Genomic DNA, 12514 nt, shown 5'->3' with positions numbered 1-12514 from the left:
TGTACGGTGCTTTCTCTTTGGTTGAAATGGAGGGATTGCGGACCTTTCATCCAGCAGCCGACCACAGGTTGTCATTCAACGCTTCCAATACCTGTTCCAAGTTGCCGCCCAGGTTGCGATCCAGCGCCTTGAGGCCGCCATCGTTGCGGAAAGCATCGTTGACCTGCTGCGGGTCGATGACCACTTCGTGCACCAATTGCTTGGCCAGGCGATCCAGCCATTTGCGTTGCACGGGCGTCCAGGGTTGCTGGGCGTAGATGGCCTGCATGGCTTTGGCCACCCGTTGATCGAAGGGCAGCAGGGCTTCGCCGATGGCCGCCTGGCGGATATAGCCGATGATGCTGGCGGCGATTTCCTGGTTGGTCTGATTGCGCCAGGCGCTTTGCAGGCTGGCTTCGCTAAAGCCGTGCTGGTCGAGCAGTAGGCGGACTTCGCGCAGTTGTTCGCGGGTCAGATCCTTGGGGCGGTTGACCACAACGCCAAGAGCCGCAGATTGGTTGAGCTGGCTGCGAATAAAGTCGTTAAAGCTTTCCAGGTAGTCAGCCGGCTTCTGGTTTTGTCCGTAGTTTTGCTCGCGCAGCAGCAGTTCGTCGCTGTGGGTGGAGATAACCGGGTAGTTCTCCGAGCCGAGCAGGGCGCTGACGGCGGCGAGCTGGTTGAGCAACTGGCTGTGTTGGCGGACGAAGTTGGCCGCTTGCTGCGGGCCAAGGTCGTGCAGGTGTTTATGTAATTGGGCCGGCTCAACGCCCCAAACTTCTTGCAGCTCATCGAGCTTTTTCTTGAGCGTGGGTTTGTCCTCGGCCTTGTGCTGGGCCTTGCGCAGGATACGCATGACGCGTTGGCTCAGTTGGTCGAGCACGTCATGGGCATGGCTGCTGTCGTCCTGGCTGCCGGGTGCGTCATGGCTGGCTCCGCCGGTGAGTTCGCTGACCAGTTGCTCCAGGCTGATGTTGGGGTTCTTCACCAGGGGCTTCATGGTGTCGACCGCTTCCAGGCTGGCGTAAAGGTCGACGGGGTCGTAGATGCGGAATACGGTTTTGCCGATGTCGTCGCAGCGGCGGGTGGCACGGCCTTTCATCTGCTCGTAGAGGATGCGCGAGCGTACCCGGCGCATAAATACCAGGTTGCAGATTTTCGGCACGTCGATACCGGTGGTGAGCAGGTCGACGGTGATGGCGATACTAGGGTTGGGCTCGTTCTTGTAGCGACGAATCAGCTGCTCAACCTTGTCGCTTTGCCCGGTGATGATGCGCACGGCCGCTTCGTTGTATTGCTCGCCGTAGGCCTCTTTGAAGGCATCGTCGAGCAGGTTTTTCACCCGTTCGGCGTGGGCCTGGTTGACGCAGAAGATCATAGTCTTTTCTTCGCCAAACGGGTCCAGCTCCTTAGCCAGCTCGTCACAGATGACTTTATCGAAGGCCGGGGTGATCACGCGGCGGTTGAACGACTCGATGTTGAAGCTGAGTTCATCTTCCAGCTCAGCTACGTCTACTTCGCCGGTCTGGGTGTTGATGACGCTGACCGACTCGCCTTTCTCGAAGCGGATACCGTGCTTGCTGAGCTGGGTTTCATAGCGGATCGGTGGTTCGTGATCCACCAGCCAGTCGTCGGCCACGGCCTCGCGGTAGCTGTAGGTGAAGACCGGTTTGCCGAAAATTTCGCTGGTGTGCTTGGCTGGGGTGGCGGTGAGGCCGATGCGGCAAGCGTCGAAGTGGTCGAGCACGCGACGGTACTGCGAGAGGTACTGGCTGTGATCGCGCACGGCCAACTCACCTTCGGTCATCTCCTGATCGAGGGTGTAACCCCGGTGGGCTTCGTCCACGATGATGCAATCGAATTCGCCCACGGGCGGCGGGTTATCCGAGCGGAAAATGCGGCTGACCATAGCCTGCACGGTGGCCACCTGAATGCGGGTTTCCGCTTCGGCAGCCATGTCGCCCAGCTCTTTGATGTCGTAGATCTGCGCCAGGGTGTGGTTCTGCTCAAGCGTTGTGTCGTTGAACGAGTCGATGGCTTGCTGGCCTAGGGCACTACGGTCCACCAGAAAAAGGATGCGCTTGAAGCGTTCGGCCTTCAGAAATCGGTACATCAGGCCAATGATGGTGCGGGTTTTACCGGTGCCGGTGGCCATGGCCAGCAGGCAGTCACGCTGATTGTTGGCCAGGGCCTGCTCTACGGCCTGGATGGCTTTCTCCTGGTAGTCGCGCAGCTTGAGGTAGGAGAAGCCCTCGGCCTTGAGCTTGGCCTCGGCGTCTGCCTGGCTGCGTTTGAGCAGGTCGAGCAGGTCATCCGGTTTGTGGAAATCTTGCAACGGACGGCGTGTATTGGCCGGACTGCGCAGGTCACGGAACCAGGTTCCGGACTGTTCGGCGAGCTGCTTGATAAAGGGCCGGCCGTTGCAGGCGAAGGCAAAGGGCACGCGGAAGTGACCACCCTGGCCATCGTTCCAGGGCTGAGCTTGGCCGGCCAGTAGCCAGGGCTGCTGATGCTCTGTCGCCAAGTTGAACTCACGGGCATAGCGCTCGGCCTGGGGGATACGATCGGCGATATTGATGCGCTTACGCTTGGCTTCAACGATGGCGATGGGCGTGAGACCAGCGAACAGTACGTAGTCGGCGCATGCTTTGGGGCTGCTGGTGGGCCATTCGGCGATGGCCTTGTTCTTGCCCTTCTCCGGGCGCGCTCCCTTGCTGTAGGTGAGGTCGAGGGAGTCGGCCTCCCAGCCAGCGTCGATCAACTGCTGGTCGATCAAGATACGGGTCAGGTCTTCGGATAGATCGAAGCTGCTGCTGGCCTGCTGAGTCAGCTTGGCGACCTGTTGGCTGGCTTGTGGCTGGGCAGCCAGCTGCTGCTGCAGGGCTTTGAGGCTTTGTTCGTGCTCACTGCGCAGCTTTTGCAGCGAGGCTTCGTGTTCGGCTGCTAGTTGCTTATGGCTGCGTGATTCGGCATCCATCTGCTCGGCAAGCACGGCGTATTCTTCAGCCTCCTGCTTGAGCAGGTCGGCCAGCTTCTGGTTGCTCTCCAGTTGCTGGCTGGACTCGCTGAGCTGCGTCTTGAGCTGTTCGATCTGGCTTTGCAGATCGCGCAGCGGTGCGCTGGGATCTGCGGGGGTGACGAACGGGCCAGGTTTGAACGCATGAGCATTCTTGCCGAACGACTGGTGATACCAGATGGCCAGAGCGCGGGCGACCTTCAAACCATCCATGGCCTCGCGATGCTGGGTGCGGAACTCATGGGTGGCTCTGTTGCCCTCGACGCGCAGAGTGTGGAACAGGCTGCGGATGTTCTGATCCAGCTGGATCTCGCGGCTGAGCTTGTAGAGTAGGTCGGACTGCGTGGTGGTGGCATCGAACTCGATACCGGCGCGGCTGGCCAAGTCCTGAGCCAGCGCTTCGCCGAGTTGGCGCAGTTTGATCAGTGTGGTGTTGGGATCGCTGGCGAAGACCTGCTCGGCTGTGCTCGCAAGCTGCAGGAAAACGGGGTCGTGCTCCTGGAGAAAGGCAAAGTTACTGCTGGCCGCCATGATCGATCCTTCGGTTGCGTTCCCACTTAATAAGCCCTGTATGGCTTTATCGTGCGTAAGTGAGGGCAGCTTAACCAAGATGAGCCGAGTTTGACCATGGCATTGAGCCACTCGATGACCCAGTGCGTATCGGCTAGCTGGCCGGACAGCTAACCGTTAATGCAAGACCATCCAGAGTGAACCTCCAGCCTGATCGTAGTTTGGCGTGTTAGGCACGCTTCAGAGCCAGTGCTGGCGCAGGTTTGCGGCGTAGGCGGCACGCAGACGCATTGATTGGGTGCCGTCTCCAACCCCCGTGCAGACTGCTTTCCAGGCCAACGAAGTGCCGCCTCCTTTTATCTTGCCCTCCGCTTTTTCCGTGTCTTTGTGCTCCTGAGCAGGGTAATCAGGCTGGGGGATACTAAGGATCTCGCAGTCGCTGGGTGGTAGCCGAGGGCAGAGGTATCCGCGGGGCCGCGGTGCTTGAATGCGCAGGCTGAGCACACGCTATCGACATCCAGATCGACGCGACAATCGACAGCTCATCAGACATGAGTCTGACCTCAAGAGCTGCGCCCGAACGATCACCGCGCCGACAGACAACGGACCTAAGTAACGACTGTGGAATGACTTCGGGTTGGTGCTGCTGAGCCGGAGCATTCATCACCAACCAAGCGCCGACAGGCCTGCCAGACTAGCAGCGCGCGACTCTGTCGATCCCTGCGCAAGAGCCAGGCAATAAGGACGCCATTGATGTGCACAGCACCTGACTCTCTTGCATGCACATGTGCTGCGGCACCATCGCCGCCACGGTCTTCAATGGCGGTGCATTCGCCGGCAGGTAGCCGTGCTGCGTAGCCATTGCATTCCTCTAGTAGTAGGTGAACCAGCATCAGATCGCCAGGCGCCAGTGAATTGGCCGGCGAAGTGCGATACGCCGTCAGGGACGCTGTCGGACCTTTTGTGGATCAGCCGTGGTGGCGACGTTGCGAGCGCTGTCGAACCTGGGGCGAACATGCGCCTGTGAGCAGTGTCAGCGGTCGCCATGCCTGGTGAGTTCCCGACGTCATGACGTTGCCCGCTGCTCCAGCACCTCGCGCAGCATCTTTGCCATGGTCACGCCGCGGTCGAAGGCCGCCAGCTTGATGCGCGTGCGCAGTGCTGGCGTCACGTCCAGCGTCAGCCGAGCGCTGTAGCGCTCGACCTTGCCGTGATCGATGGCGACGCCCTGGCGTATCCAGGCTTCGGCCTGCGGATCTGCCAGTGGACGTGCACCGATACCGATGCGCTTGCCGCTCATGGCGACCACCTCAGCAACTCGTCCACCAGGCTGCTGACCTCCCGCGCGGCGGCACTGTCCGGCGCCAGTTCACGTGCCAGACGACCGGCTGCCACGCTCTCGGCGAAGACGATGCGCTGGCGTACTTCGGTCTGCAGTGTCGGTAGCGGTTGGTCGGCCAGGGCGCCGCGCGCTTCACGGCCGATCACCGTGGTGCTGACGCGGCGGTTGATAGCGAACGCCGCGCGTAGCATCGGCCTGAACACCTACGCTTTGCGGATCAGGTTGACCATCTCCGCGCTGGCCCACAGGTCGTAGGGGCTCGGCTGCACCGGGATCAACACGCGATCTGCCGCCATCAACGCTGAGCGGGCGAGGGCGGCGATGCGCGGTGGCCCGTCGATGATCACGTGATCGGCGCGACGAGCCAGCTCCAGTGCTTCCTGGTGCAGCGTCTCGCGCGCCAGGCCGACGGCGCTGAACAGCCTGGGCAAGCCCTGCTGGCTGCGCCGCTGCGTCCAGTCCGGCGCCGAGCCCTGCGGGTCGGCATCGAGCAAGATGACGTTCTGCCCGCGCAGGGTCAGTTCGCCGGCGATATGGGTGGCCAGGATGGTCTTGCCCACCCCGCCTTTCTGGTTGAGCAGGGCGACGATCATGGCCGGATCTCCCCGGCCAGACTGCCCCGATTAGCACCTGTTCACACACAGGCGCTGCCCCAATAACAAGTTAGAGCTTTTAAGTTAGTTAAGTTAAGGGAAGCTGGAAGCCCCGCCAGCCGTGGCCTGCAGCGGAGTTCATGCGCCTAATAGCACGAGAGTGATGCGCCTGATAGCACGTGCCGGCGTGCGCCTGATAGCACGACTGCATTCACAGCTTTTCCCAAAGTTATCCCCGTGCCGTTGACGGCACGCGCCGGAGATCCGGTCGCCTGGTGGGCAAGCGCTGCGATGTTTCAGCGGTTTCCGAGGCAGGAGAGGGCGTCGCTCCGAAGCTGGGCGCAGGCGGCTCCAGATAATCTCGCCGAGGGGATGCGTTGCGATCTGCGGCGCGTCGTCCTCTTGCTGGTGTTAGCGCCGATGGTCGCCCCCGGGTCTGTGCGCGTTTGCAGGGAACGGCCTAGGAGCGCGTTGAAACGCTTCAGATGACTTGTGGGGTAAAGCGGCTGGAGCGTTCTAAAGGGCTCTGGAGGCGTTTCTAGCCGCTGTCGGTAAGCGTAGCTCAAGGGTGAACAGGTGCGCCTCACTGGTAGACCCTGGCCTGTTCGTGTGCGAGCTCGCGTCTCGCAGTCTCGCCCAACGGGCGGCATATGGCGTGTGCGGCTGCAGTCTCCGAAGATGCGGTTCTACGGCTTTCTACAAAACCGGAAAACCGTATCGGCGGTTTTCCGTAAATCCGCAAAAGCGCAGATCCGCTTCCCCACCAATCCGTAAATCCGTGGATACGTATCGACGGATTTGTGCAAAACCGTAAGACTAACGGTCTCAATCAACTGGCGGCTTAATGCGGTTGCTCCAGGCTGATTGCCGGGTGCGCGCGCCTGAGCATCAGCCTTTCGGGTGGGTGCGCGCGGCAGTGTGCTTTGGCCTCGATGCTCTCCCTGTATGAAACGCTTCATGGCTAGCCCTGCTGAGTTTGACTCCATCAAATCACAGCAAGGTCGATGCCAACGCTTTTACACGGCCTGGGCCAAAAGGGCGCTGACAGAAATGCTTACGCATAGGTATGGAGGGGGCGCCCCAAGGGCGATTGATTTCGCATTGCTGCCTGTTGGCATCGATGAAAGACCCGCGGCATGAAGTAGGCCACATCTTCGTTGTCGATTTATCTATATTGCGTGTGTAAAATAAAAGTTTACAAGCTTTACAGTGGAGCATTTATTGCATGCTTAAAGATGCTGAGATTCGAAATGCGCTAGTGCAGCATCTGAATACTAGGTCTCCTCGACCGACCCATGTGTTGCAAGAACTTCATGTGCACAATGGAAATGCTGTTGCGGACGTCGTCGCATTTTATAAGCAAATGCACTGCTACGAGATCAAGGGTGAAACTGATAGCATTCAGCGAATACTAAAGCAAGCGGAAGTATTCTCTCACTCCTTCCCCAAACTTACGCTAGTGCTTACCACTAAACATGTTCGCTGGGCGCTGCGGAACCTTCCTGAATACTGGGGTGTTTTGGTTGCGCAGGATAAGGGCGACCGAGTCATATTTAGATATGAACGCAAAGCATCCAATAATCCTGACTTCGTCACCAACAAGGCGCTCATGATGCTTTGGCGTCAGGAGCTTCTCGACGTTTCCGAGAGGATGGGAGTGATACAGAAGAAGTCCGGCAATCGAAATGACTTCGCAAAGAACCTAGGGTCCATTGTCAATAAGAGCGACGCCTTGGCGCAGATCCAAAGCGCCATTCTAAACCGAACTAACGCTTCCTTACGACAAACGTAATGTGAGCTGAGAGGGTTGCTTTTATCCAGCTACCAGGCGAACCACCCTTCTTAGGGCGTCGCGCACTCAGATGACTCCTTGTGTGTATATACTTGTCGCCATCTGAATGCCCGGCTCCACGAAAATAGGGCTTGCTTACTATGTTGTCCGCAATATCGAAATATTGGCCGTACCCCTTGGCATGGCCTTGAAACTGCCCTCCGCGCTCAGCATAAAACTCCCCTTTCGTTGTATAAAAAACTTTAGGGGCCATAAATTTAGGCATTAACTCGACAGGTAAGTCCGCCTCTGAAAACTCAGGGCTAACTACCCCATAGTCACCGTAATTAATTCCTGAAAGTGCCGGAATGGCTGTCAACTTCCTCCAAAGCTTATCCTCTAACCTTTCAACCATCATTGTGGTTTTGGTTTTCATTAGTTTTGTAATGTTTGCAGGGATTACCGATCCAGCAACTATGTAATGATTAATGGAAAATTGCTGGCTGCATTGGTTGTAGAATTTTTCAATCGAAGCTTTAAGATCGTCAACGTCCTCGTGACTTTCAATCATCCTGCAGTCGAAAATGAGATAGGTGGTCGTCACGCCTGCCTCAGTCGCCTCAGACAAAATCTGAGCCAATTTCAGCTTAAGCAAATTGAAGCTTTGAAAATCCTCAGTTTGCAGTCGGATTCCTAATCTGCTGCACTTTCGCTTGCAGTATTCAATAGCTGCGACGTTGTGATCCGGCGCCCGATCAAAAGCAACAATAGGTATAATGTTGTAAGTCTCAAGCTTGCCGAGGATATATCGGTACTGCTGGGTGCCGCCCAAAAGTACGCTGTCGTCAATATCAAAGTTATCTATGAAGAATTTTAGATTCGGGATCTTTCTTGAATGAGCAGCTAACTGCTTCTCGCCCTTGCTTAGCCTATTTAGTATATCTAGTTCAGTGTCTTGTTTTTTTTCTTTAGGTATATCAAAAAGCGGCAAAGTAAAGCCCTGAATGTCAGGATATATGGAAAATACCGCTTGGATCTCATTTTGCTTAAACTTCAGAAACGGAGCGTATTTATACATCCGCAAACCCCAAAAGTTTTTTAACGTCCACTGTACGATGACGGCGGGGATAGAGCTTGTAGTCTTTGGCAGCAAACCTTATTAAGCCTGCGACAATATCTGGATGAACCCCAAGATCCGCACACGTTTTCTCTAGCTGGGATTCGCTGTGACGATTTTCATATAGAACGCGCCACTCACGACGCGGGACAAAGCATTCTCTAGCAAATGCGTTCGCTTCTGCCTCTATGTCATCTGTTACAGCTTCATCTAAGTCATCTACGATTGGAGTATCAAGATGATCATCATGGAGGCAAAGATGTGCGAGCTCATGCACAAGGGTGAACCAAAAATTGTCGTAACGATTGTATCGAAGCGTAATCCCAATCATTGGCCGAGAGTCTGGCAACTTTAGTGCGCAGCCGTCCATTTTCATCGAGGTATAACCGGGCTGAACTATCAAAGCCACACCATGCTGTTCAGCTAGAATATCTGGCAGCCTAGCAATGTTCTCCGGCTTCAGGCTTAGTCGTATAATGTTACCGATATCGTCCTGAGAGATACCTTTGTATTCCGCAGCCATCGTAAGTGAAAGCCGCTTTGCCATCGTGATAGAGGACGAAAGCCAAGCTTGGACTTTTGTTTCGTGTGCCTGGGGGTTCTTTCTATATAGAACGCCGGCCACCTCAGTCGACTGAAACGCGAGCATTGCCAAATACTCTTGCCTCGACATATTCGCCGGCTTTCGCGAATCGATGTCTTTACCTGAAAGCTCTTCGCTAAAGCGCTTAAATGCCTCAAACAATGGTTGGGGTGACGTTTCGGAGCTTGGGATTATGGGAGCGTCATCCCAAGGAGAGAAATTACCCTCGCTCATCACGCAGCTCCTTGCGCTATTGACCGAGCTACTGGCTCTGTTGCTTCAAAATACCGAAGATTCTGGTAAGCGGCATCAATTCCATAATCTGTCATTTGCAGGCTTCGGTAGTAACCTTCCGATGAAGGCAAAGAATGAAGCGAGAATCCAGGGCGATATCCTAAGACATTAATTGAATAATTTATTGCATGAATCAATAGCTTCGTACCAACCCCATCGAAGCGCCGAGCATAACCATTCCTTCGCCGATTCCAATATGCAACAGCAAGGTAATCGACATAGAAAATTCCCGCATTATCCACCCGGCTTTCTTTGGGGTGTTTAATAATACATGCGGCCTGGACTTTACCGTCCGCCATTAAATAAAACCAAAAATATTCAGCAGAATTACACTGCCGGGCTTTTTGAGCCCATGCCCAGTGATAGTCATTTAACTGATAGGTATTAAGCAGCTCATCCCATTTAGCAGGATCGTCCAAGGCGCCTGGATTCTCTGCGATCAGCTGCCCGAAGAGCCTTGCTTTCTCCTCGCCCCAATCCACGTCAAGGCTGACCGTCGTGCGGAGATCAATGCCATCGGAGATGGCGTACGGGATGTCTTTACCCGTGTGGAGGCACTTCAATGTTGGCATGCTGCGGCCTTACATCCTTGATTGGCTCTTTGAACAAATATAGCAAATTGCTAGCAGCCAGCAAAATACATATGAAACTCGCACGCAACTCATTATTTTCATGGGATTTTTTATGAAAAACTGTGCTGGTTTTTTGGAGAATAGCGTGCGGTAGGCGGTTGACCTCATACAAATTCGATCACTCCGCATTATCACTTGAGTATGCTTTGCGCGCTCTGGATGCTTTCGGTAACGATAAGCCTTCTCATCCAGTAAATCAGAGCCTTAAATCATCGGCACAGCAGTCCAAGCAGAGCTCGCTTGGCGGAATGGCGTCGGCCCCTCAGTCAACTGCTGAAGAGTTTCCCCGTTCTTTTCAAACGTAGATTTCCGATGCTCCATCCCATCACAACCCAAGCCGGCTTTTGAGCCGATCAAACCAAGTCGCGGCCTTAGGCTCTACCTGAGGATCTACCCACTCCGACTGACCTGCGTCCTCGCCCTTAGCCCGAGCTGCTTGGTGCAGTACCTTCGCTCGAAGGTCTCGATTGCGAACTGCATTGACTGCCTCTTGGGACATATCGCCAGCCCAAACAATCCGGCCTGATCGTAGCCAATAGTGTGATCGGCAGCGGAACGACCAATTTCCTATCGAGGGCTTCAGCGAAACCGACTCACCATCAAAGGACATCTGCCAGTCAGTCGGAGAGAACGGCGTTATTACCTTGTTTCCGCAACCACACGCACACAGATGCACTGCAGTAGCGAACTCCATTGCGAGGTAAATCTCACCAGGCTCGAGCCTCTCCGGGAAATGCTCTACAAACTGTGGGGTGAGGCGACGAATTGTCATAGCCTCTCCTCGCTGTTACCCATTTCGTTCAGGTTGGTCGAATAGGTGATGTGACTAGCCTGACTGTTATCGGAGTAGAAGCCGCAGAGTCGCTTCCAAACCCCAATGGCTAGCATCGCGTTATGGCCGTTCAGATCAGCGATCTGGATGTTCGAGCGGTAGATATCCTCAGCGTCATTTTCGGTTAGCGGCATCGTCCGATCAGCATGATCATGGTGCTCAGGAGTAAGTGCGCTCACCCGGCACGTCCCCCAAATCTGCTGCGTCTCGCCAACCAAATGAACGCCCATGCCTACATCGATCAGAGTGGTCTGTGTCCCCTTGAGCTCCTTCACCACCAGCTTGCGTGCCTTGGTGTTGTCGACGCACAGGAACACATAGTCAAAGACACGAAGCTCACCCACATTGTCCGCAGTGATCATGCGCGCGTGAGGAGTGATATGGCGGTGCATTTCGCTGTAGACCTCATACAGGTACTCCACCTTCGTAATACCCCGCTCCAGTACCGCGAACGGCACAGCCCCGGGGAAACGAAACGCGTTGTGCTGCTGTAGGGCATCGCCGTCATACAGGTGGATCTCAGCCACAGGTGTCTTCGCCACCTGATCCACGATGTACGCGCCTGTACCGCCCAATCCCACAATCGCAATTTTCAGCCGTTTGAGCTTCTCGGTAGGCATACCGATACCTGCTCGCGCAGAGGCTGTATCGGTATATACAAACACCGACTCATCCGCGTCCGACCGGATGGGCGAGAAGGTTTTTGCGGTGACATCCTTGTCGAGAGCATTGGCTGGGCCAGACAGCATGGCCACGTACAGCGACACCTTCTCGTAGTAGTTCGCGTAATTTCCAGTGCGAGGCTTGGCAGAGAAGTAGTGGTTCACCGCCAACTCGGGCAGCAGCTGCTGCTGGTTGCTGTTGTTGATGATCTGCTCGAGTGGTCTCCCCTGTGAGTCACAGGGGATTTCGCCAATGAAATATGCAGTGTGGTCGCCGGGGCTCTCTGCCACATCAGCAGTGAGGTTGAGCGTCATGACCAGCACGCCTTTGCAGACCTGGCGCTGCGCATTCACGTAGGGAACCTCGCGAACCAGCAGGTAAGAACCCATGACTTCGAGGTTGTACCCTTCATTGCGCAAGCGCAGGAGCTGCGGACTACGACTTATCAGTTGGTGTGACATTGAAGTGCATCCCCTTCTTGATACGGACGATCTGGCCTTCAACCAGGTTGGTAAGCGAGTTGCCTTCAAAGCCCTTGGCGTAGGTCACCGTGAACTGAGCATTGGGCGACGGCACCGCGTCGGGATAGGCAAGGCGTACCACCTCCCAGTAACTGAGGTAGCGGGAGTGGACGAAGGCAGGCAGGGTGTTCACGAAGACCTTGATACTGATCTCGACTGCAGCGAAGTGCTCCACCCCAGGGCGAGCCAGGTCAAACAGCTCATTGTCTTCAACCAGCTCATCGTCCTCGCCGGGGATCACCAGGAAAACCTCATATTTATGAGCGTCGACGCCTGCGAGGTGCTTCAGAGTGCGGCCTGAAATGCGCTGGCCTCCCCAGTCCTGCGAGCGACCATCGATGAAGAAGCGGAACGAGCGGTCGCTCTTGAATGCCAGGAATTTCTCGATCCCTGCCTGGCGCAAATCGGTCGTCTCGCTCGGGCTGAGCAATTCGAGATGGCCATTGGCATACATCTGGTAGAGCAGGTACTCGCTGACTGGGCGCAGTCCCGCTGCTTCCAGTACCTGTTGCCCGGTCGGAACTGGATCAGTGATCACCAAAGACCGGTAGTCCAGGTTCTCATTACCCACCTGGATTTTGTAAGGCCCGTGCTCGCGAACTTCGCGGCCAACCGATACAGCGGCGGCCACGTCCTCCACGTCGAGATCGTTCAACTGAGTCAT

General features: G+C 55.8%; 9 protein-coding genes and 1 pseudogene. 1 reads left to right on the top strand and 9 read right to left on the bottom strand.

Translation table 11 applies throughout. The features are described from left to right. Positions 1-46 precede the first annotated feature (46 nt). From hsdR to parA, 3 genes and pseudogenes are all read right to left on the bottom strand, one after another. Complete coding sequence (gene hsdR / locus SA190iCDA_RS18725) at positions 47-3523, bottom strand: type I restriction-modification system endonuclease (protein ID WP_070885541.1); 3477 nt, start codon at positions 3521-3523, stop codon at positions 47-49. A 1045-nt stretch (positions 3524-4568) separates the two neighbouring features. After that, a complete protein-coding gene (locus SA190iCDA_RS18720; protein ID WP_070885540.1) occupies positions 4569-4802 on the bottom strand; it encodes a hypothetical protein in 234 nt (77 codons plus the stop codon). After that, positions 4799-5437, bottom strand: a pseudogene (parA, locus tag SA190iCDA_RS18715) (ParA family partition ATPase). Before parA ends, SA190iCDA_RS18720 begins: the two are co-directional and overlap by 4 nt. 1225 nt (positions 5438-6662) lie before the next feature. Between parA and SA190iCDA_RS18710 the strand changes: the two are divergent. Continuing rightward, positions 6663-7229: a sce7726 family protein gene (locus tag SA190iCDA_RS18710; protein ID WP_070885539.1), complete on the top strand. Its 567-nt coding sequence runs from the start codon at positions 6663-6665 to the stop codon at positions 7227-7229. Here the strand turns inward: SA190iCDA_RS18710 and SA190iCDA_RS18705 are convergent. The 6 genes from SA190iCDA_RS18705 to SA190iCDA_RS18680 form a co-directional block, all read right to left on the bottom strand. Beyond that, positions 7204-8286 carry a beta family protein gene (locus SA190iCDA_RS18705; protein ID WP_070885770.1) on the bottom strand — a complete coding sequence of 361 codons (1083 nt, stop codon included), beginning with the start codon at positions 8284-8286 and terminating at the stop codon, positions 7204-7206. The two genes, SA190iCDA_RS18710 and SA190iCDA_RS18705, sit on opposite strands and share 26 nt — an antisense overlap. Next, positions 8279-9142 (bottom strand): ImmA/IrrE family metallo-endopeptidase, encoded by an 864-nt coding sequence (locus SA190iCDA_RS18700; RefSeq protein ID WP_083329777.1) that lies wholly within the window; start codon positions 9140-9142, stop codon positions 8279-8281. The genes SA190iCDA_RS18705 and SA190iCDA_RS18700 overlap by 8 nt, the downstream gene beginning before the upstream one ends. After that, a complete protein-coding gene (locus SA190iCDA_RS18695) occupies positions 9142-9774 on the bottom strand; it encodes a hypothetical protein (RefSeq protein WP_083329776.1) in 633 nt (210 codons plus the stop codon). Before SA190iCDA_RS18695 ends, SA190iCDA_RS18700 begins: the two co-directional genes overlap by 1 nt. A gap of 385 nt (positions 9775-10159) precedes the next feature. Beyond that, on the bottom strand, positions 10160-10528 hold the full coding sequence (locus tag SA190iCDA_RS18690) for a DUF6527 family protein (RefSeq protein ID WP_236101311.1): 369 nt from the start codon (positions 10526-10528) through the stop codon (positions 10160-10162). Positions 10529-10602: 74 nt separating this feature from the next. After that, on the bottom strand, positions 10603-11790 hold the full coding sequence (locus SA190iCDA_RS18685) for a ThiF family adenylyltransferase (protein ID WP_070885538.1): 1188 nt from the start codon (positions 11788-11790) through the stop codon (positions 10603-10605). Next, on the bottom strand, positions 11765-12514 hold the full coding sequence (locus SA190iCDA_RS18680; protein ID WP_070885769.1) for a multiubiquitin domain-containing protein: 750 nt from the start codon (positions 12512-12514) through the stop codon (positions 11765-11767). The genes SA190iCDA_RS18685 and SA190iCDA_RS18680 overlap by 26 nt, the downstream gene beginning before the upstream one ends.

The sequence above is a fragment of the Pseudomonas argentinensis genome (assembly GCF_001839655.2).
In the GTDB taxonomy this organism is placed as follows: Bacteria; Pseudomonadota; Gammaproteobacteria; order Pseudomonadales; family Pseudomonadaceae; genus Aquipseudomonas; species Aquipseudomonas argentinensis_B.
This window is presented reverse-complemented; position numbering and strand designations above follow the sequence as displayed.

Coding starts and splice junctions, on each gene's coding strand:
- hsdR (WP_070885541.1), bottom strand. CDS start 3,523: ATGGCGGCCAGCAGTAACTTTGCCTTTCTCCAGGAGCACGACCCCGTT.
- SA190iCDA_RS18720 (WP_070885540.1), bottom strand. CDS start 4,802: ATGAGCGGCAAGCGCATCGGTATCGGTGCACGTCCACTGGCAGATCCG.
- SA190iCDA_RS18710 (WP_070885539.1), top strand. CDS start 6,663: ATGCTTAAAGATGCTGAGATTCGAAATGCGCTAGTGCAGCATCTGAAT.
- SA190iCDA_RS18705 (WP_070885770.1), bottom strand. CDS start 8,286: ATGTATAAATACGCTCCGTTTCTGAAGTTTAAGCAAAATGAGATCCAA.
- SA190iCDA_RS18700 (WP_083329777.1), bottom strand. CDS start 9,142: ATGAGCGAGGGTAATTTCTCTCCTTGGGATGACGCTCCCATAATCCCA.
- SA190iCDA_RS18695 (WP_083329776.1), bottom strand. CDS start 9,774: ATGCCAACATTGAAGTGCCTCCACACGGGTAAAGACATCCCGTACGCC.
- SA190iCDA_RS18690 (WP_236101311.1), bottom strand. CDS start 10,528: ATGGAGTTCGCTACTGCAGTGCATCTGTGTGCGTGTGGTTGCGGAAAC.
- SA190iCDA_RS18685 (WP_070885538.1), bottom strand. CDS start 11,790: ATGTCACACCAACTGATAAGTCGTAGTCCGCAGCTCCTGCGCTTGCGC.
- SA190iCDA_RS18680 (WP_070885769.1), bottom strand. CDS start 12,514: ATGACTCAGTTGAACGATCTCGACGTGGAGGACGTGGCCGCCGCTGTA.